Source organism: Streptomyces sp. NPDC023527, assembly GCF_055560115.1.
Genome location: NZ_JBVHJJ010000008.1, coordinates 286,984 through 305,149 on the forward strand (window position 1 = coordinate 286,984; position 18,166 = coordinate 305,149).

The window sequence follows — 18,166 nt, forward strand, 5'->3', positions numbered from 1 at the left end:
ACACCAAGGGACATGACCTCGTCTTGGAACGGAGGCTCAGACAGGCCCACCGCACGGCCCGAGTAGGCCGCATGGCTGCCGGACTCCGGCGCTTGCAGGGTCGTCGCCGAGTACCGCCGGCGGCACCGCGATCCGTGATCTGCTGGCACCGATCACTCATCCGACCACCATGACCACGCTCGCCGCCGAACTAGCCTGCCGGTGACGCTGCGCGGCAGTTGTGACAGCGGCCCCCATCCACGTCACCCTCACCGGAAACACCTCACCGCGTACGGCGCAATGTTCGCCTCGGACGACCACACGGCCACCCGGATGCAGGCCCCGGGGCCGGATGCGCCAGGCCCACACCGTAGGCGGCCGGTTGGGTAAGAACAGGTGTCGTACCTCTGGATAAAGGCGGTTCTGCAGTAGCTGTCAGACATCCCATGAGCTGGCGTGTCAAACGGCGAGTGCGTGGCGCGGCGGGACCAGCCGGTCGCCTCGTCGCACAGTTGCCGGTCGCTCAGCCCGGACGTCACCGGCCCGTCGGCGCACAGCACCGACCGTCTCGGCGCGAGCTGAGCGTGGCTCAGGCCCTACTCCTGGCGGACCAGCCGGACCAGCCGGACCAGGCTCTCGGATCGTGGGGGGCTCGGTGACGCTGGATGCGCTTTTCGTGGTCGGCCACTACCACGCTATCCCGCGTTGCGCGGCGACAGCCGCCGTGTAATCCGGTCGAACAGCTCCGTCAGCGGCTCGCCGACGTCCCGACCGAACTCGGTCAGCCCGTAGGTGACCTGGGGCGGGGTCGTCGGCTCGACCTCCCGCCAGACCAGGCCGTCCTGGACCAGCGCGCGCAGGGTCTGGGCGAGCATCTTCTCGCTGACGCCCTGGATGCTCTTGCGCAGCTCGTAGAACCGGAGGTCGTTGCTCCGCAAGGAGATCAACACCCAGATGCCCCACCTGCTGGTCACGTGGTCGACCACATCGCGCGCAGGGCAGTCGGTGTGAAACACCTCATACCGTTCCCTCGCCTCGGCCCGTATGTGCTGCGCGCTTCCCGTCACGTGATGAGCTTACCTAAAGGTATGTCCTTACCAAGAGTTAGCCCGGCTCCTACCGTGAAGGCCACAAAGGACATCGGACAAGGAGCTGTACATGATCGTGGTGACCGGGGCTACCGGGAATGTAGGCCGGCCGTTGACGCGGGCGTTGGCCGAGGCGGGCCAGCAGGTGACGGCGGTGTCACGTCACGCGGCGGTGCCGGACGGTGTCCGCCACGTGGCGGCCGACCTGGCCGAGCCGGCCAGCCTTGAGCCCGCGCTGGCCGGAGCGGAAGCGCTTTTCCTGCTGCTGTCCGGCGACATGCACGCCGCCGGAGCCAGCCCGGCCGACATCATCGGCGCAGCCGAGGCCAGCGGGGTCCGCCGGGTCGTTCTGCTCTCCACGCAGGGCGTGGCGACCAGGCCCTTTGGCGCAACGCGGATCGCGATGCGCGCGCTGGAGGACGTGTTGCGGGAGTCCGGCCTGGAGTGGGCCATCCTGCGGCCGGGCGGCTTCGCCTCCAACGCCCTGTGGTGGGCCGAGTCCATCCGCGCGCAGCGGGTCGTCGCCGCGCCCTTCGGCGACGTCGGGGTGCCGATCATCGACCCGGCGGACATCGCCGAGGTCGCAGCGGCCTGCCTGCTGGATGACCGGCACACCGGCGGCGTCTACGAGCTGACCGGCCCGGAGGTGATCACGCCGCGCCAGCAGGCGCAGGCCATCGCCGCCGCGCTGGGCTCGCCAGTGAGGTTTCACGACCTCAGCCGCGACGAGGCCAAGGCTGGCATGGCCCAGAGCATGCCGGCGGAGCTCGCCGAGGACACCCTGGACATCCTCGGTTCCCCGAGCCCGGCCGAGCTGCGCGTCAGCCCGGACGTCCAGCGGGTCCTCGGCCGCGCCCCGCGCCCGTTCGCCGACTGGGCCGCGCGCAATATCGCCGCGTTCCGCTGAAACAGGTCAGCGCCGCTGGAACTGCTCGGCGTGCTCGGCGATCCACTCCTGACAGTCGAGGAAGCTGATCCGAAGCTGACGTTGGCGCAATGCCCGGGACTGACACTCCAGATAAGTGACTTCATGCGCTTCAGAGGCTCTGGCAGTAGAGGGGTTAAGCCAGGAGCAATTCGCGGCAACACCGTTACCGATCCAAGAGGAACGGCCCTACCCATGAGCTGGAGTGTCAAGCGGCGAGTGCGTGGGCTCGGTGGGACCAGGCGGTCGCCTCGTCGTACGGTGTGCCGGTTTTGAGGCAGCCGTGCAGAATGCCGACGAGCCGGTTGGCGAGTTGGCGCAGGGCGGCGTTGAATTCGATGCCGCGGGCGCGTTGCTTCTCGTAGTAGGCCCTGGCGCCTGGGGAGACCCGCAGCGCGGAGAAGGCCTGGGCGATCAGGGCGTCGATGAGCCGGTCGTTGCGGACGTGCCGCGCGGTCACGACCTTCTTCTTGCCGGAGGCGCGGGTGATCGGGCTGGTGCCGGCGTAGTTCTTGCGGGCCTTGGCGCTGGCGTAGCGGTGAGGGTCATCGCCGAATTCCGCGAGTACCCGGGCGCTGAGCATCGGTCCCAGCCCGGGCTGGGACCGGATGATCTCAGCGTCCGGGTGCTGGCCAAAATAGGCCTCGACCTGTCCGTGCAGGAAGTTGACCTGCTCGTTCAGAGTGACCAGCATCGCGATGAGCGCGCGTATAGAGACAGCGTAGGCCGCAGTCACAGCGGGGTGCTGGCCCAGGTGCTTGGCGCGCAGGACGGCTTGGATCTTGGAAGCCTTGTCGGGGATGTTGCGCCGGCGGGCGCGCTTGAGGGCCGCGCTGATCTGTGTGGTCCTCAGCTTCGCCGCGGCCACCGGATCAGGTGCCTTGGCCAGCAGTTCCAGGTTGTCGGGAGCGTCGAACGCCTCCAAGGCTGCGGGGAAGTAGTCGAGCAGGGCGTGCCGCAGCCGCTGCGTGGTGCGGGTGCGTTCCCAGATCAGGGTCTTATGGGCACGCGTCACGACCTTGACCGCTTCGGCGTTGGCGGTGTCCCCGGAGATCGGGCGGAGCTGGTGGGAATCGGTGCGCACCATGTCAGCGAGCATGTGCGCGTCGGCCCCGTCGCTCTTGGCCCCCGAGACCGCCAGGCGTTCCCGATACCGGGAGGCCTGCAGCGGATTGACCGCGTACACCGTGTAGCCGGCGGCGATCAGCGCCTGCACCCACGGGCCCCGATCGGTCTCGATCCCGATCACGACTTCGTTCTTGCTGTCGTCGCCGAGCTCCGCACCGATCATCGAGTGCAATCGTTCGATTCCCGCCACGCCCTCCGGCAGTCGAGCCTTGGACAGCCGACGGCCCGCCGCATCCATCAACTCGACGTCGTGGTGGTCCTGGGCCCAGTCGTCCCCAACGAACAGCAACTCGTCCTCCGTCATCGACCTCGATCGGCAGTAGCCCGCAGGAGAACCATCAGCGACCTAATAAGGCTGTGCTCACGCCGCAACCGGGCGGGCACGACATCCCATCAGCGATTTCGCTCCTGGCCGACCAGCAGGGGCGCGATCTGTCAACAGGACTCGGGGTCCAGGGAAGAAAGAGTGCTCACCTGCTGGCGGCTACCAGGCACCGAGTCTGCCGGATAGAGCTTCGGTAGGTCTTATTAGGGAAGGACACCGGGGCCATTTCCTTATGTGCCGATGTTCCGCAGCATCGGGGAGATCAGGCCGAGAGGGCCGCTTCCTCTTCCTCGGCGCCACTCTTGGCCCCCGTACGATCTTCTTGAGGCGCGGGGTGCCGGGAGGATTGCGGTGTCTGTGCCGCCGAGCGCCGCTGAGCCCACGTTGTGGGGAGCTGCACCGCGTGGTGTCTCAGCTGCGCGAGGATCTGCGCGGCGACATCGCACGGCTTGCGGCCCGTTTGGATCAGGAGGTTACGGAGGACGTGTACCGGGCTGATCAGCGGGCGGTGGAGCAGCGCATCAGCCAGGTTGAGGCGGGGTTGTCGCATCTGCGTGGGGATCATGAGCAGATGGTTGAGCGCGCCGGGCAGCAGCGCAGCGAGGATCAAACGCAGGCGGCGGCGACGCGCCGGCTGGTGTTGAGTTCGTTCGTGGCGCCGTTGCTGGTGATGGTCGTGCAGCTGTGGCTTGCGTCGAAGGGAACGGCTTCTTGATCCGCGCCGCCTCTGGTTGAGGGGTTCCGCCGTGGGGGCGAAGAGGCACATGAGTTTGGGCGCGGGGAGTTTGAGAGCACCTGGTGGCGACACCACTGAATCCCGACCGTCTGGTCGCGGCCCTTCGCGAGGAGGGCGTGCATGTTGTGGAGCGTCCGGGCTGGCGGACACACAACCGCAATGGCAAGGGCCCGTGGGGCCCGGTGAACGGGATCATCGTTCACCACACGGTGACCACGGGCACGGACGCGTCGGTCAGCATCTGCGAGAACGGGTACAGCGAGCTGCCTGGCCCGCTGTGCCACGGGGTGATCGATAAGGACGGCACGGTCTACCTGATCGGCAACGGTCGCGCGAACCACGCTGGGCGTGGCGACGGCGCCGTGCTGCGGGCGGTGATCGCCGAGGAGGCCCTGCCGGACCCCGACGACAACGACACCGACGGCAACACCCACTTCTACGGCTTCGAGTGCGTCAATCTCAGTGACGGCGAGGACCCGTGGCCCAAGGCACAGCTCGATGCGATCGAGCGCACGAGCGCAGCGATCTGCCGGGCCCACGAGTGGGGTGCGGACAGCGTCATCGGCCACAAGGAGTGGACGGACACCAAGATCGACCCCAAGGGCTTCGAGATGGGCGACATGCGTCGCCGGATCGCGGCCCGTCTGAAGGGCAAGCCGTCCGGCCCGGTGTCCGGTGGTGGTTCCACCGGCGGTTCTACCGGCGGCTCGTCGTCGTACACGCCGCCGCCGTTCCCCGCGGGCCTCGCCCCGGGCCGGAGCAACCCGTCGGCGAACCCGCTTCAGGAAGCCCTGAAGCGGACCGGCTGGCTTGACCCGTCGATTCCCGCCACGGACGCCTACGGTCCGGCAACGCAGAAGGCCGTGGCCGGCTTCAACCGCAAGCACGGTCTCTGCACGACCGGCCAGTCCTACGACCCGGCGATCGGCCGCCGTGGCTGGGACCTGCTCCACAAGCTCGCCTACGGAAGCTAAGTGGTCGGCTTCGGAAGTCCTTCGGGGGTTGCCCTTGGAGCTGGTTGTGTGTATTGGATCGTCAGAGGTCTGGGGCAGGAGGTGGAGTTATCTCGGGTGCCGGAACTCTTCTGTCATATGAGCCAGGTGCGGCATTCCGAACTGCCTCGCTGGTATCTGATGGTCATTCAGACGCGTTTGGCATGTGCGGGACGTCTGGGTCTCGGCCGCGCGGACCTGAGCGGACGCCGAGGTGGGAGTCCGCTCTCTGACCTGCCCGAAGAGCCACGACACCGTTAAGTAGCGGACGCTTCCGGCACCGTCACTCCTGCCGGGGGCCCGAACCAGTGGTGCAGGGCTCCGCGCAACTGCTGGGCAGTGGTGCGGTGGGATGCCGAGGGTGTTCCTGCCCAGGCAGCGTGACCGTCCGGGCGGACGAGTATCGCGGGCGTACCTGGCAGGCCGTCAGGCCGCGCCGACACCACTGTCACCCGGTCCGTCCACGGCCTTGCCGCCTCGCGCAGCGAGTCCGCCCCTGTGCTCTCGTCTACCAGCAGCGCTCCGCCACCCGTGAGGGCCAGCAGCGGCAGCAGCCTGTCTCGTTTCAGCGGGACGTCCGGCACCATCATCCCCTCCCAGGGATGGCCGGAGCCGTGGTGAACCGGATAGCGGGTGCCGACGCCGGTGATCGCCTCGGCAAGGTATCCGGCCGTCTCCTCGGCCTGCGCCAGCTCGCCGAGCAGTTCGCGCACCGGTGCCAGCCGCTCACCCTCCGCGGCAACCAGCATCTGTGCCTGGGTGTTGCGCAGCAGCCTGGTACCGGCCGCATGCCGCTCGGTGTGGTAGGTGTTCAGGAGGCTGTCGGGGGCTTGTCCGCGCGCCACGAGACCGAGCTTCCAGCCGAGGTTCATCGCGTCGTCGATGGCCGCGTTGACGCCGATGGCGCCGGCAGGGGGATGGATGTGCGCGGCGTCGCCTACCAGCAGCACCCGGCCGTGTCGCAGTTGTTCGGCCAGCCGGGCCGCGTCCCCGAACCGGGTCAGCCAGTGGGCTTCGGCTATCTCCACATGCCGCCCCAGCGCACGGTCCAGCATGTCCTGGAAGCCGGAAAGTGTCACCGGCTCGTCCCGGTTGTCCGGCGGCTGAGGGTCGTGGGTGATCAGCCGCACATAGCCGGGCCGTGGGATGGCGAACACCGTGCCGTTCGCGCCGGCCGTCACCCCGAACGGGATCGCCTGCGGGTCCGCCAGGACCACGTCCCCGAGCAGGGTGAAGCGGCGTGCGGGCGTGCCGGGGAAACCGATGCCGGCCAGCTTGCGTACCGTGCTGCGACCGCCGTCGCAGCCGACCAGCCAGCCTGAGCGCAGCAGCATCCGCCCGTCCGGGGAGTCGACCTCAGCGCGCACCCCGCTGTCGTCCTGGTGCAGTCCGGTCAGTCGGTGACCGCGCAGGATGCGCACGCCCAGTTCCATGGCTCGCTCAGCGAGGATCTCCTCCACTCTGGTCTGCGCGATCCCCAGTACGTAGGGGTGTTCGGTGCGCATGGCGGCCAGGTTGAGCTGGGCCGCTCCGGCGAACGCGGTGGTCGGCACGGTGGGGCCCTCTGCGAGGAAGCGATCAGCGAGGCCGCGGCGGTCGAGCAGCTCCAGGCTGCGGGCGTTGAGGTTGTAGCCGCGGCAGAAGCCGGGCGGGGCCGGATGCCGCTCAAGCACCACGGTGCGCACCTTGCCCAGCCCCAACTCGCAGGCCAGCATCAACCCGGCGGGCCCGGCTCCCACCACCAGGACGTCTGCGTCGCCGTCCGATGTGTCTGTCGGCGGCGACGGTATCGGGGATTGCAAGGCGGTCGGCGGGCCGCTGGATATCAGCGCGTTGGGTGAGTGCTGCCCAGCCCGTTCTGTCGCGGGCACAGTTGTGTCAGGCATTGTGGGAGACCTCCGGCCATTCCAGGGTGCCCTGCTCGATCTCCTCGGCTGTGCACAGTGCCCACTGCATCTCCGCTTGCAGCATCGCTTGGGCGTACTCCGCCTCGATCACAAACAGCCGTGGCGCCTTGTGCTTCTCCCTGGCGGCCCGATACGCCTGCTCGCCTTCTGAGATCCGGGCCTTCAAGGCCGTCGCCCGTTCACGCAGCGCCTGCGCCGCCCGCTGCTGTCCCAGTACGCCCAGGTAGCTGACGGCGGACAGGAACTTGGGGTACTCCCGGGACGGCTCGCGGATAATTTCGTCCAGCCACTCGGTGAAGCACCGCTGCCCCTCGCGGGTGTGCCGATAGACGGTGCGCGTCGGGCGGCCGCCCACCTGCTCGGTGTCGGTCGCCTCAATCCAGCCGTCTCGGGCCAGGGCGCGCACCGTGTCGTACAGCGACCCGGTGGTCAGTTTGAAGGCCAGGTCCATCTGCCGCTCCCGGAGTGCGGTCGCTATGGCGTGGGGGTACATGGGCTGCTCCAGCAGCAAGCCCAACACGGCGAGAGCCAAGGGGTTGGCGGGTCGTTTGGCGGTCATCTCACTCCACAGTCAGGCTTGGGATCGCAGATAGTCGGATCCTACTACTCGGATCCGAGTTTCGCCTCGGAGTTGTTCATAGCCGCTGCCGCACTGGCGGCGCTCCGCTGATAACAGGGACCTCGGCGGCGACGCCAACGACTGGGCTGCAAACCGGACCGCGGCGGCAAACCGACTCGACACGGCCGAGGCCGCCGTACCGACGGGCTCCCGTACCTCGGCGAGCAACGTCCGGTCACGGCAGGCTGCGACCCGTCGTGATCCACTTCTCCCGATCGGCCCGCCTGCCATGCCCGTTGCCCCGGCCTGCCCGATAGTTGCGACCGCCTCCGAGCGCAAGCGGTTGAAGAAGATGGCCTACGGCCACAAGACCGAGCACCGGCTGCGGGTACGCGCACAGATCGTCCTGCACGCGGCACGGGGGCGCTCCAACGCGCGCATCGCCCACGAGACGGGCCTACACCTGGACACGGTTCGCGCCTGGCGCGGCCGATTCGCCCACGGAGGCCTGCCGGCCCTGGCCGACCGCAAGCGCTCCGGGCGCCCCCCCCGTTTCACCCCCGTGCAGGTCGCCGAAGCCAAGGCGCTGGCCTGCCAACTACCCGCCGAGACCGGCGTACCGCTGTCGCGCTGGTCCTGCCCTGAGCTGGCCGCCGAGCTGACCGCGCGCGGGATCACCGAGACCGTCTCCGCGTCCACGGTGCGCCGCTGGCTGCACCAGGACGCGCTCAAGCCCTGGCAGTACCGGTCCTGGATCTTCATCCGCGACCCGGACTTCCGCGCCAAGGCCCAGCGCGTCCTGGACCTCTACGCCCGCACGTTCGAGGGTGCCCCGCTGGACCAGGACGAGTACGTCCTCTCCAGCGACGAGAAGACCTCCATCCAGGCCCGCTGCCGCTGCCACCCGACCCTGGCCGCGCCCGGGCGATGCGCGTCAACCACGAGTACGGCCGCGGCGGCGCGCTGGCCTATCTGGCCGCCTACGACGTCCACCGCGCGAAGGTCTTCGGCCACTGCGAGCCCAAGACCGGCATCGTCCCCTTCATGAACCTGGTCACCCAGGTCATGACCACCGAGCCCTACGCGAGTGCCAGACGCGTCTTTTGGGTCGTCGACAACGGCTCCTCCCACCGGGGGAGGAAGGCCATCGACCGTCTGACCAGGGCGTTTCCGAACGCGTTCATGGTCCATACCCCCGTCCACGCCTCCTGGACGAACCAGATCGAGATCTTCTTCTCCATCGTTCAGCGCAAGGTCGTCCAACCCAACGACTTCACGGACCTCACCCAGGTCCAGGATCGGCTCCGAGCATTCGAAGACCGCTACAACGCCACAGCACAGCCGTTCCAGTGGAAGTTCACCGCCGCCGACCTGGACGATCTGCTGGCCCGGCTCGACCGACACACATCCGCCGACCGACAAGAAGAATCCTCCGTCGCCCTGGCAGCCTGATCAACCCCCGAAGGACTTCCGGAACGGACCACTGAGGAATCATGGGCACTTTTATCCACGTACACAGCACCCGCCTGTACGCCATCGTCGCGGCGGCCATCGCGCTCGTCGCCCACTACGTCGATGACCTTCCGCAGGCCCTGATTCTGGGCCTGGCTGCGGCCGTCCTGGGGACCGGTGAGGTCGTCCAGCGCGTTGAGGACGGCAAGACGAAGGCTGCGGCGGTACCGTCTGCGGCATCGCCGCTTACAGCGGTCGAGTAACCCCGACAGGCCCCCTCACCCGCGCCCGGACGCTGTTGGTTAATCCGGGGGACTGCTCTCCTCGGCCCTGCCGAGCCTCGGCTCGGTGGGGCCGAGTGCTGCGAAGTGGCTGGTGCGAGTACGGGCTCGGGGTGTGCCGATGAGGTGCGCGTCGATCCGGGCGAGGTTGATCGCGGCACCGGTGAGCTGGTGCCGCAGGGCAACCTTGGCCAAGCCGTGGTAGCGGGATCGGCGCAGGCCACAGCGGTGGACAGCCTGGGAAATGGTGCCCTCGACGCCCGCGCGGGTGTTGTATCGCTGCTTCCAGGTGTCGGTGTCCTGATCGGCGCGGGCCTGGCGGAGGGCTTCGTGCTCCTCGCGAGGCCGCAGTGTCAGTCGTCGGCCGACGGACGAGGTGGTGCACTGTTCACGGACGAGACACGGGCGGCAATGCCCGCTGTTGAACCGAACCCGGATGACGGGGTTACCCGTCTGGGAGCGGTCAGGGTTCCAACGGGTGGTGGTTCTGCCGCCAGGGCAGGTGGCCTGCTGGTTGTCCCAGTCGATGGCGAAGTCGTCGCTGGTGAAACCACCGTCTGCCGTTCCCTGGGGGCTGCTGCCGGCAGTGGCTGGGCCGGTGAGGATCGTGCCGTACTCGCGTCGGGTGCTGACCAGCAGATGCGCGTCGATATATCCGGCGTCGACCAAATGCTCGCGGGGTAGACGGCCCGATTCGGCGAGCCGGGCGTGGATGGCCCCAGTCATCGACACGTCGGCAACCGTCGCGAGAGTCGTGGCCACATTCGTGATCAGGTTCGGGGCATCCGGCTCGCAGGTCTCGGTGAAGTGGACCTTGTATCCGGCCCAGACGGTGTCCCGCTTAACGCCGTTGCGCGTCTCAGGATCGTAGGGACTGACCAGGCATCTCACCCCCGGTGGCCGGTCTTTTGGGTCCCGCCGCCTGACCTCGCCCTCCACTTGGTGGAAGTTCTGCACCCACATCCGGCGCAGGTGCTCAACCTGCGGAAGCTTCCGCAGCTCCTGCGGTGCCTGCCCGGACCAGAGGGCCTGAAGAAGACGCGTCCCGTCCCGGCCGATCCGCAGTCCCATGCCGTCCCGCTGGGCCAGCCAGTCGGGAGCCGCCTTGGCCAGCGCCTTCAAGGCCGACCGCAGGGTTTCTGCCACCCGCTCCAGCCAGCACACGTCCCGGGCCGCCGACAGCACATGGATTGAGTCGGTCCTTGCCCGGCCTGCCGTCTTCAGCAGCCCTCTCTCCCCGGCCGAAGCCAGGATGCCGTCCAGTACCCGCCGCCCCGCATCCGCCTCCACCAGCCGGTCCCTGAACTCTGACAGCACCGAAAAGTCGAACCCGCAATCGCCCAGTTCCAGTCCGAGGGCGTACTTGAAGTCGATCCGTGCCCGCACGGCCTCCGCAGCCTGCCGATCGGTGAGCCCCTCCACGAACTGCAACACGAGCACGAGCGCCAGCCGGCCCGGTGACCAGGCAGGCTTTCCCCGCGAGGGGAACAGGTCCGCAAACTCCTCGTCGCGGAACAACGGCCCCAACTCGTCCCGGACCCGGATCGCCGGGCTTCCCTTCGGGAACGCGGCCCGCGCCACCCGCACCGTCTCCGCCGGGATCTCGCCCGGCCCGCTCAGCTGCATCGACACCCGCACCCACCCCATACGACAACGTCGGCCTTCAAGACCACAACCGGGACTTGAAGGCCGACGTCACGCGAGCCCCCGGATTAACCAACAGCGTCCACACGCCCGGTGAGGGGGCCTTCGTCATGAGGGAGGGCTCCCTCCTAGCGTTCCGCGAGCGATCGCCGGACCGCTTCCACCGGCACATTGACGTTGTACAGCGGCGTGGCGAAGAGGGGCCGGCGGCGGCTCGGCCGGTGCTCCAACTCGTGAAGCCTGTGCGCCGCGGCGGCCGGCAGGGGAATGGGCCGCCGTGGAGCGATCTGCGGATGGGGAGCCGTGCTCGTCCCCCTTGGAGCCCACTGCTGGACGTCGCCCCAGGTGATTTCCTCCAGCGGCTTGTCGGCCAGGGCGCCGGGGGCCGTCCTGATCAGTGCGGCCAGTAGCGCGATCATGCCTCCGGTGCTCTCTGCGCCCGAGCAGGGCCCGCGCCTCATCGAGCAGCACTGCGCCCACCGGGGTGAGCGTGACGCCGGCAGGCGAGCGGGCGAAGAGCAGGGCACCGACCTCGGCCTCCAGTTGTTTGATCGCCCGGCTCAGCGGCGGCTGGCTCATGGCAGTCGAGTGGCGGCCCGGCCGAAGTGGAGTTCCTCAGCGACCGCCACGAAGTAGCACAGGGTACGTAGCTCCACGCTGCGACGATACCCACCAGGTATCGGCATCGCGGAATGAATCTTGGACAGTCGCAGGGCCCTGGCGGTGCACTCGGAGCATGACCGACGAAGCCAAGACCTGCGCACCGCAGGCCGACCCCGCCGTATCGGTGGTCGGCCCGGACGACGGCGAGACGATCGACCTGGGCACCACGCGCATGCGCGTCCTCGAAGACGGCAGCCATACCGGGCACCGCCTCGCTGTCGCCGAGTCCGTCCTCGCCCCGGGCACCCCCGGACCGCCACAGCACCGCCACGCCCGGCACGACGAGGGTTTCTACATCGTCTCCGGCACGGTGCGGTTCACCGTCGGGGACAAGGACTACGACGCCACCACGGGCACGCTCGTGATGGTCCCGCCCGGCGTCCCCCACACGTTCGCCAACCTGACCGACCAACCCGCCGTCATGCTCAGCACATTCACCCCCGACCTGTACATGCAGTACTTCCGCGACCTCCAGAACGTGATCGCCGACGGTCGGCCGCTGACGCCACAGGCCGGCATCCACGTGATGAGCCGCTACGCGACCGAGCCCGCCACCGACCTCACCTGAAGCCGGCGGGATGCCCCACCCCCACCTGAACAGCGCAGCCGGGGCGCTCAGACCTCGGACGCGCTGGGCCCGTTGAACCTCGACGTGCCGGACTGAAACGTCACACCCCACCGTGCCTCGGGACGGTGGCGGCGCTCCGGTTCTGCCAAGGGGGGCCGGGGACGGGTGGGGGGGTGGGGGCGTCCTATCGTGTGACCCACATCACGGGAACCCGTACCTCCTACCGGACATATCAAGACGTGACGTCAATACACACCCGCATCAGGGACGGCGACCCGGACTCATTCCGCCATCTCTTCCGCTCACACGCCCAGATCGTCCACCGCTACGCCATCCGCGCCACCGGCGACCGGTCCACCGCCGAGGACATCGTCTCGCTCACGTTCCTGGAGGCCTGGCGCCTCCGCGCCAAGCTCCCCGAGGAGCCGGACGGCGCTAAGGCCTGGCTGATGGGCATCGCGGTGAACGTCCAGCGCAACACCAGCCGTGCCGCCCGTCGCCACGAGAAGGCCCTGGCCCGCATGCCCGCCAAGGAAGCCGTGCCGGACATCGCGGGTGAAGTGGTGGGCAGGATGGCGGACGCCGAACAGCTCACCGCCGCGAAGAACGCCCTGGAGAAGCTGCGCCGGTCGGAGCGCGAGGCCGTCACCCTCTGCGTCTGGTCCGGCCTGAGCTATGCGGAAGCGGCCGAGGCCCTGGGCGTGGCTGTCGGCACCGTACGGTCGCGGCTGTTCCGGGCCCGCGAGCGCCTGCGCAAGCTCACCGAACAGGAGCTCCGGCAACACGCTGACAAGACGGCGGCCCGGCGGCTCGAGCACCTCCACCTGCACCTGCACCTGAACCTGAACCGGCCGAACGAGAAGTGGAACCGATGATGCGTATCTCCCGGCGGCCCCAAGAGCCGCTCGACCACGGTGACTTCGACCTCCTGCTCCCCCGACAGGACGAGACCGCCCTGCCCAAGGCCCGGCAGGACCTGCTCGAAGAGGCCCTGTGGGCCGAGGCGCACCGGACTGCCCCGTGCGCACCGCGCTCCCGTGCGCACCGCACGGCCTGGATCGCGCTGCCGGCCGCCACAGCCGTGATAGCGGGTGCCGTGATCGTTGCCCCGGACAGCTCGGGTACCTCGGGTACGGACACCCGCCCACCGAAGGCCGGTGCGAAGCTGCAACCCGGCACCACCAAAGGACTGTCGGCGACCGTCGACCGCATCTCGCTCGCGGCGGCACGGCAGCCGGCCCTGGAGCCCCGGCAGGACCAGTACATCTACGTGGAGAGCAAGGTGACGGGCGGGCGGGTCGACAAGGCGGGCGGCAAGGAGAAGCTCGTGGTGACTCCGCTGCGCTCGCGCCAGGTCTGGCACTCGCCCGACGGCCTCAAGAGCTTCATCTATGAGCCCGGCCATGAATTCATGGACAAGAACGGCGAGGACCTCGACCTCGAGCGTGCCGATGACGTCACCGACCGGGGCTCCTACAACAGCGTCAAGGCGCTCCCCACCGACCCCGACGTCCTGCTCAAGCGCCTCTACCAGGGGGGCAGGATGGGTAACCCGCAGGCCGACTGGACGGCGTTCGGGGAGATAGGCCAGCTGTTGGAGGAGCAGATCGCGGCGCCGAAGATCAGCGCTGCACTGTTCAAGGCGGCTGCCAAGATCCCGGGCGTCACGCTCGTGGACAAGGCTGCCGACGCGACCGGCCGACCCGGCGTCGCAATCACTTGCACCGGCCCCCACAGCCGTCAGGAGTGGATCTTCGACAGGAACACCTATGCGTACCTCGGCCAGCGTGACGTGCTGGTCAAGCCGTATCGGGGGCTCGAACCCGGCGCCGTCACCTACGAGACCGTGGTCATCAAGCGAGCCGTGGTGGACGCGAAGAAGGAACTCCCCGACGGCACGACGCTCTGAGCCGATCCGGACCTCGAGCATCCGGATCAGCAGCCGCACCTGCCCGAGGGGCCTCGCTCGCCCCGGCGGTTCCGGGCCAGCTACCGGTCCACTGTGCGGTCACCGAATGCGGTCCACGGGCGCCAGCCGCTGCCGGGCTGAGCCTGTACACGGGTGCGTATCCGCCCTTGGGTGGTGACGGCGAAGACGTGAAACCGTCCGGTGGCATCGGCCGTGGCCGTGGCCGGGCGGCGAGCTGGACGCCGGGCTCGCCGAGTCAAGTCGTCAGCAGCATCCCAGCTGCCGCCGGGGGTGGCCTGCCGGCGGTGGCTGAGCCGGGCGCCGCCAGGAGACAGGGCGAAGGCGTCGAGCCTGCCGTCGGCGTCGGCGACGAGCGCCGGGGCCGTGGCGGTCCAGCCGAACATCGGTTGCCGGTCGTCCCAGCGGCAGCACATCCGGGACCTCCTCCATGACCACCCACTCCGGCTGCCCGGCCTGGCGCAGAGCGTGGAGGTAGCGTATGGGTTCGGCGGCCAGCAGCGACCGCTCATCCCGGCACGCACCCACCAGCTTCGCCCGGGTGTCGCGTCCTTGGGCAAGATCGGCGCTGGCCTGGTGGACCAGTGGCTGGTCGATCAGCCCGAGCCGTCTACCGGCTCGCGACCACACCTGACATGGCGGGGAAGCGAGCAGGGCAGAGGTCGAGGACGGTCATGCGGCCGGCCCGAGGCCGTCCTGCGTGAGGCTGTCGGGCCGGCATGTCCACGGTGAACTGCCCGGCCTGGTGGCCTTCATCCGGGAGCATCTCCCCGTCGGTGATGAGCGGAGAGTCCACGTTGAGGAGATCTCGCTGGCAGCCCGGAAGGGCGGTGATCTCGACCAGGGACAGCGCGAAGTGCTCGTTGACGCGGTGGCCACAGCCCGGCAAGCGCATCTGAAAGAGAACCTGCGGGTCCGCAGCTTCACGTACATCGTCTACGGGGTAGCCATCGCCCTGGCGGTCATTGTCGTTCTGGTCGCCGTATTCGGCAGTCTGTGGCCGAATACCGTGCCCTTGCGTTTCCAGCCCGAAGGGATCGGAGTCGCCTGCCCGACGGCGAGCGACATGTCCGACCAGAGCCGTGAGACCCGACCGGCTGGAGCATGGAACTCACAGGCCATCATTCCGACGGAGCTCCTTGCCGCGCGGCGTGTACGGTCCTGTGCTTCTCTGAGAGGGCCAGAGCGAGCGCCCGCGGCGGCAAGCTCATGACCTGCCATGGCGCACGCCATTGCCATGTCGCTGTCACGTTCATCGCTGTATGACCGCGTTCACGCCCACACAGAAGAGGAACTCGTCATGCCCGCCACGGACAGTCAGCCTTGCAACTTCACCATCAGCCGCCCGACGCTCAAGCGCGGTTCGACGGGGGAGGCGGTCAAGCAGGCGCAGTGCTACCTGAACCTGTCGATGCAGGGGGACAGGCTGCTCGAGGACGGATCCTTCGGTCCGGTCACCGAGGCCGCGACCAAGAGATTCCAGAAGTGCGCCGAGATTACGGTCGACGGCATCGTCGCCGCACAGACGTGGTCGTTCCTTACCTTCTGGGCCAATTCACCCGACTTCGTCTGCTGAGTGGGAGCGTCTGCGCGCTGCGAACCCGTCAGCAGACGGCAACGATTGGGCCGCAACCGCCGCCGAAGCACTCTCGTCAGGCCGCCATCGGCGCCGATTTGGCGACGATCAGTTGCTGCCCGACCTTGATGAAGTCCGGGTCAGGAATGTTGCTCCACTTGACGAGCTGCTCGACCGTCGTCCCGAACCTGGCGGCCGGGGCCTTCGCCCAACGCAGTGGTCTGACTTCCAGCGCGTTGCGGTTCTATGCCGACTCCGGGCTGTTGCCCCCTGCCGAAGTCAATCCGGTCTCGGGCTACCGCTACTACAGCACTGACCAGGTGGCTCGGGCGACCGTGCTGCGTCAGCTCCGCGAACTCGCTATGCCCCTGGCCGCTGTCGAGGCTGTACTTGATTCCGGGGCTGACGAGGCTTCCCGGCTACTCGATGAGCATGTCGCAAAGGTCGTTGGGGATGCGGCGGCCGTGCAGCAGAAGGCCGCTGCCATCAAGTCTGTGCTCGACGACGTGCCAGGTCTTCCCATTGCTGCGGTGAAGGGTCCCGTGCTGGCGGATGCGGTCGAACAGGTCCTGACCGCGACCGCGCATGAGCCCGGGATACCAGCACTCGCCGGCCTACGCATCGAGGCACGCCATGAGGCAGTCACCCTGACCGCGACGAACCGATACCGGCTCTCCACTGGGCCCTGTCCGATGGGTCGTGTGACCGGGGCGGCAGTCGCATCGTTCCGGCTGGTGTGGGGCGGGGTGATCTGTCGGATCGGAAGTGGGCTCGGCTTGAGCCGCACTTGCCCAACAACGTGGGACGTGGCGGTCGTTGGAAGAGCCATCGCAGGGTGATCAATGGCATCCTCTTCCGGCAGCGGACCGGTGTTCCGTGGCGTGATCTGCCGACGCGGTTCGGGAAGTGGAAGACGGTGCACGACAGACACCGAAGATGGTCGGCGGACGGCACCTGGGAGAGGATCCTTCGGGCCGTCCAGGCCGACGCCGACGCGGAAGGCCGGATCGACTGGAGCATGGTCAGTGTGGACTCGACCTCCTGCCGTGCCCATCAGCATGCTGCGGGCGCCCGCACTGGCGCGGCACGTATCCCCGGACGGCGGAGCCAGCCTGTTCACCATCGTTCGGATGAGGCCCTGGGCCGCTCCCGTGGCGGGTGTGATGACGAACGCGAGCGGACGCCCGCCGCCTGGGTCTTCCTTGGCGAGGATGGTTGCCGCGGGAGCGCTGCAGCCGGATGCCCCAGGCGTTGCAGCCGAGCCAAGCGCCTTGAGAGTGCTGTCCACACGGAGATGCCGGCGGTGCGCTCTCTCAGACGGATTGGTCAGTCAAGTCTGGTGGGACGCGGCGCCTCGCCGGGTCGCGTTTCGGGTGGTCCGAACCCGGTGAGTGCGCTGGCCGAAAAGTCCTCGGGTGAGAGCTGCGGGGCCGGCGGCGGACTCACGCAGGTGGTGTGCGGCTGGACCGGGCTGCTGCCGAAGCGGCACGCGACGGCGGTCAGCTTGATGCTGATGAAGTCGGCGATCTGTCCGCCGAACTCGATGGCCTTTCCGCCGATGGTGATGTCGCCGACGGTGAAGTTCTTCTCCGGCGGCACTTCGTAGACCGCCCGGACGGGCTGGGTGGCCGCACCACGTGTGTAGGTCCAGTAGTCCTTGGGATTGGATCCGTCAGGCGTGTGCCAGCCATCGGTGGACAGATCGTTGAAGTAGAGCCCGACCGGATCGGCGAGCGCCACGTCGGCCTTCTGGCGTGCCACGGAGTTCACGACCTCGCCTATGTGCGGATCGCTGTTGCGTTCCGCGACTCCGTACCGGGAACAATTGATGAGCTCTTGGGCGGTGGCGAGTTCATGGCCGTCGATGAGGCGGCGGACTGTCGCGGCCGCGGCGAGCTCTATTTCGGCGCTGAGCGTGTTGGCGTCCTGGATGAGATGCATAGCCCCGTGTGTCGTGGAGTCGTTCCACTTGTTACGTGGTCGATAGCGCCCGTTGGCTGTGAACAGATCCTTCTTCTGCACATCGGGGCTGACGTGCTCGTGATACAGAGCGAGGAGGGTGTCCGGCCGGTTCTGAGCGAGGGCCTGCCAGTATTCCGGGCCCTCGCAGGTGAAAGTGACGCTGGTGATCTTCCCATTGTTCCGGGTGATGCTCCACTCGCAGTACTCGTCCTGAACGTCGCGACTCGCGTCGGCGCGGCGCCATCGCTGCACGTCACCCAGGGATGTCACCTGGACGACAAGCTGGTACCCGGCATGTATTCGTAGTGGGCGGTATTCGGGGTACCAGGATCATGGCCGCAAAAGCAATGGATACAGCCGACCTGCGGTGCTGTGGCTACTCGGCAGGTTGCGCAGGCTGGGGAAGCCGAAGCCCCAGTGGGCCAGCGTCCTCGGCGGGCGGCATCCGTCACCG

General features: G+C 68.2%; 19 protein-coding genes and 4 pseudogenes. 13 read left to right on the forward strand and 10 right to left on the reverse strand.

Annotated elements, in window-relative coordinates; all coding sequences use genetic code 11:
• Positions 1–674 precede the first annotated feature (674 nt).
• On the reverse strand, positions 675–995 hold the full coding sequence (locus ACZ303_RS18435; protein WP_467340201.1) for a winged helix-turn-helix transcriptional regulator: 321 nt from the start codon (positions 993–995) through the stop codon (positions 675–677).
• Positions 996–1,137: 142 nt separating this feature from the next.
• Between ACZ303_RS18435 and ACZ303_RS18440 the strand changes: the two genes are divergently transcribed.
• Positions 1,138–1,974 (forward strand): SDR family oxidoreductase, encoded by an 837-nt coding sequence (locus ACZ303_RS18440; RefSeq protein ID WP_467340118.1) that lies wholly within the window; start codon positions 1,138–1,140, stop codon positions 1,972–1,974.
• Positions 1,975–2,200: 226 nt separating this feature from the next.
• Here the strand turns inward: ACZ303_RS18440 and ACZ303_RS18445 are convergent, their stop codons facing one another.
• Positions 2,201–3,409: an IS110 family RNA-guided transposase gene (locus ACZ303_RS18445; protein WP_467340203.1), complete on the reverse strand. Its 1,209-nt coding sequence runs from the start codon at positions 3,407–3,409 to the stop codon at positions 2,201–2,203.
• Between the two features lie 439 nt (positions 3,410–3,848).
• Here ACZ303_RS18445 and ACZ303_RS18450 point away from each other — a divergent pair, with 439 nt between their 5' ends.
• Together ACZ303_RS18450 and ACZ303_RS18455 are read left to right on the forward strand one after the other, a co-directional pair.
• Entirely contained in the window at positions 3,849–4,160 is a 312-nt protein-coding gene (locus ACZ303_RS18450; RefSeq protein ID WP_467340120.1) for a hypothetical protein, read from the forward strand.
• 83 nt (positions 4,161–4,243) lie between these two features.
• Positions 4,244–5,155 carry an N-acetylmuramoyl-L-alanine amidase gene (locus ACZ303_RS18455; protein WP_467340122.1) on the forward strand — a complete coding sequence of 304 codons (912 nt, stop codon included), beginning with the start codon at positions 4,244–4,246 and terminating at the stop codon, positions 5,153–5,155.
• A gap of 275 nt (positions 5,156–5,430) precedes the next feature.
• Here ACZ303_RS18455 and ACZ303_RS18460 read toward each other — a convergent pair whose 3' ends face one another.
• A complete protein-coding gene (locus ACZ303_RS18460; RefSeq protein WP_467340123.1) occupies positions 5,431–7,059 on the reverse strand; it encodes an FAD-dependent monooxygenase in 1,629 nt (542 codons plus the stop codon).
• A complete protein-coding gene (locus ACZ303_RS18465; RefSeq protein WP_467340124.1) occupies positions 7,052–7,639 on the reverse strand; it encodes a PadR family transcriptional regulator in 588 nt (195 codons plus the stop codon). The genes ACZ303_RS18460 and ACZ303_RS18465 overlap by 8 nt, the downstream gene beginning before the upstream one ends.
• A 289-nt stretch (positions 7,640–7,928) precedes the next feature.
• On the opposite strand from ACZ303_RS18465, the gene ACZ303_RS18470 reads away from it, so the two are divergent.
• The 3 genes from ACZ303_RS18470 to ACZ303_RS18480 are packed head-to-tail and all read left to right on the forward strand — an operon-like array spanning position 7,929 to position 9,354.
• The gene (locus tag ACZ303_RS18470) at positions 7,929–8,687 is read left to right on the forward strand and encodes a helix-turn-helix domain-containing protein (RefSeq protein ID WP_467340125.1); all 759 of its coding nucleotides are present in this window, start codon (positions 7,929–7,931) and stop codon (positions 8,685–8,687) included.
• Entirely contained in the window at positions 8,612–9,091 is a 480-nt protein-coding gene (locus tag ACZ303_RS18475; RefSeq protein WP_467340205.1) for a transposase, read from the forward strand. The genes ACZ303_RS18470 and ACZ303_RS18475 overlap by 76 nt, the downstream gene beginning before the upstream one ends.
• 41 nt (positions 9,092–9,132) lie before the next feature.
• Complete coding sequence (locus tag ACZ303_RS18480; protein ID WP_467340127.1) at positions 9,133–9,354, forward strand: hypothetical protein; 222 nt, start codon at positions 9,133–9,135, stop codon at positions 9,352–9,354.
• 39 nt (positions 9,355–9,393) lie between these two features.
• On the opposite strand, the gene ACZ303_RS18485 is transcribed toward ACZ303_RS18480, so the two are convergent.
• The 3 genes and pseudogenes from ACZ303_RS18485 to ACZ303_RS18495 all read right to left on the reverse strand — a co-directional run.
• Positions 9,394–11,004 (reverse strand): IS1182 family transposase, encoded by a 1,611-nt coding sequence (locus ACZ303_RS18485; protein ID WP_467340128.1) that lies wholly within the window; start codon positions 11,002–11,004, stop codon positions 9,394–9,396.
• Between the two features lie 140 nt (positions 11,005–11,144).
• Complete coding sequence (locus ACZ303_RS18490; RefSeq protein ID WP_467340209.1) at positions 11,145–11,435, reverse strand: hypothetical protein; 291 nt, start codon at positions 11,433–11,435, stop codon at positions 11,145–11,147.
• A gap of 1 nt (position 11,436) precedes the next feature.
• Positions 11,437–11,672: pseudogene (locus ACZ303_RS18495) on the reverse strand (LysR family transcriptional regulator); the annotation flags it as partial.
• A gap of 80 nt (positions 11,673–11,752) precedes the next feature.
• On the opposite strand from ACZ303_RS18495, the gene ACZ303_RS18500 reads away from it, so the two are divergent.
• From ACZ303_RS18500 to ACZ303_RS18510, 3 genes are all read left to right on the forward strand, one after another.
• Complete coding sequence (locus ACZ303_RS18500; protein WP_467340129.1) at positions 11,753–12,247, forward strand: cupin domain-containing protein; 495 nt, start codon at positions 11,753–11,755, stop codon at positions 12,245–12,247.
• 239 nt (positions 12,248–12,486) lie between these two features.
• On the forward strand, positions 12,487–13,122 hold the full coding sequence (locus ACZ303_RS18505; RefSeq protein ID WP_467340130.1) for an RNA polymerase sigma factor: 636 nt from the start codon (positions 12,487–12,489) through the stop codon (positions 13,120–13,122).
• The gene (locus ACZ303_RS18510; RefSeq protein ID WP_467340132.1) at positions 13,119–14,156 is read left to right on the forward strand and encodes a CU044_5270 family protein; all 1,038 of its coding nucleotides are present in this window, start codon (positions 13,119–13,121) and stop codon (positions 14,154–14,156) included. Before ACZ303_RS18505 ends, ACZ303_RS18510 begins: the two co-directional genes overlap by 4 nt.
• Positions 14,157–14,236: 80 nt before the next feature.
• Here ACZ303_RS18510 and ACZ303_RS18515 read toward each other — a convergent pair whose 3' ends face one another.
• Together ACZ303_RS18515 and ACZ303_RS18520 are read right to left on the reverse strand one after the other, a co-directional pair.
• Positions 14,237–14,686, reverse strand: a complete 450-nt coding sequence (locus ACZ303_RS18515; RefSeq protein ID WP_467340133.1) for a DUF8189 domain-containing protein — start codon at positions 14,684–14,686, stop codon at positions 14,237–14,239.
• A pseudogene (locus ACZ303_RS18520) lies at positions 14,577–14,828 on the reverse strand (DNA cytosine methyltransferase); the annotation flags it as partial. The pseudogene ACZ303_RS18520 and the gene ACZ303_RS18515, both read right to left, overlap by 110 nt.
• Before the next feature lie 46 nt (positions 14,829–14,874).
• On the opposite strand from ACZ303_RS18520, the gene ACZ303_RS18525 reads away from it, so the two are divergent.
• The 4 genes and pseudogenes from ACZ303_RS18525 to ACZ303_RS18540 form a co-directional block, all read left to right on the forward strand.
• On the forward strand, positions 14,875–15,387 hold the full coding sequence (locus tag ACZ303_RS18525) for a hypothetical protein (RefSeq protein ID WP_467340134.1): 513 nt from the start codon (positions 14,875–14,877) through the stop codon (positions 15,385–15,387).
• Positions 15,388–15,393: 6 nt separating this feature from the next.
• Positions 15,394–15,750, forward strand: coding sequence for a peptidoglycan-binding domain-containing protein (locus tag ACZ303_RS18530; protein ID WP_467340136.1), 357 nt, complete (start codon positions 15,394–15,396; stop codon positions 15,748–15,750).
• Positions 15,751–15,896: 146 nt separating this feature from the next.
• Positions 15,897–16,430, forward strand: a pseudogene (locus ACZ303_RS18535) (MerR family transcriptional regulator); the annotation flags it as partial.
• A 56-nt stretch (positions 16,431–16,486) separates the two neighbouring features.
• Positions 16,487–16,909: pseudogene (locus ACZ303_RS18540) on the forward strand (IS5 family transposase); the annotation flags it as partial.
• Between the two features lie 167 nt (positions 16,910–17,076).
• On the opposite strand, the gene ACZ303_RS18545 reads toward ACZ303_RS18540, so the two are convergent.
• Positions 17,077–17,982 (reverse strand): hypothetical protein, encoded by a 906-nt coding sequence (locus ACZ303_RS18545; protein WP_467340137.1) that lies wholly within the window; start codon positions 17,980–17,982, stop codon positions 17,077–17,079.
• Positions 17,983–18,166: the final 184 nt, after the last annotated feature.

What these genes read in the sequence shown, in the direction of transcription:
- ACZ303_RS18460 (WP_467340123.1), bottom strand. Translation starts at nt 7,059, where the DNA reads ATGCCTGACACAACTGTGCCCGCGACAGAACGGGCTGGGCAGCACTCA.
- ACZ303_RS18440 (WP_467340118.1), top strand. Translation starts at nt 1,138, where the DNA reads ATGATCGTGGTGACCGGGGCTACCGGGAATGTAGGCCGGCCGTTGACG.
- ACZ303_RS18510 (WP_467340132.1), top strand. Translation starts at nt 13,119, where the DNA reads ATGATGCGTATCTCCCGGCGGCCCCAAGAGCCGCTCGACCACGGTGAC.
- ACZ303_RS18530 (WP_467340136.1), top strand. Translation starts at nt 15,394, where the DNA reads ATGGCGCACGCCATTGCCATGTCGCTGTCACGTTCATCGCTGTATGAC.
- ACZ303_RS18515 (WP_467340133.1), bottom strand. Translation starts at nt 14,686, where the DNA reads ATGAGCGGTCGCTGCTGGCCGCCGAACCCATACGCTACCTCCACGCTC.
- ACZ303_RS18480 (WP_467340127.1), top strand. Translation starts at nt 9,133, where the DNA reads ATGGGCACTTTTATCCACGTACACAGCACCCGCCTGTACGCCATCGTC.
- ACZ303_RS18490 (WP_467340209.1), bottom strand. Translation starts at nt 11,435, where the DNA reads ATGATCGCGCTACTGGCCGCACTGATCAGGACGGCCCCCGGCGCCCTG.
- ACZ303_RS18500 (WP_467340129.1), top strand. Translation starts at nt 11,753, where the DNA reads ATGACCGACGAAGCCAAGACCTGCGCACCGCAGGCCGACCCCGCCGTA.
- ACZ303_RS18470 (WP_467340125.1), top strand. Translation starts at nt 7,929, where the DNA reads ATGCCCGTTGCCCCGGCCTGCCCGATAGTTGCGACCGCCTCCGAGCGC.
- ACZ303_RS18465 (WP_467340124.1), bottom strand. Translation starts at nt 7,639, where the DNA reads ATGACCGCCAAACGACCCGCCAACCCCTTGGCTCTCGCCGTGTTGGGC.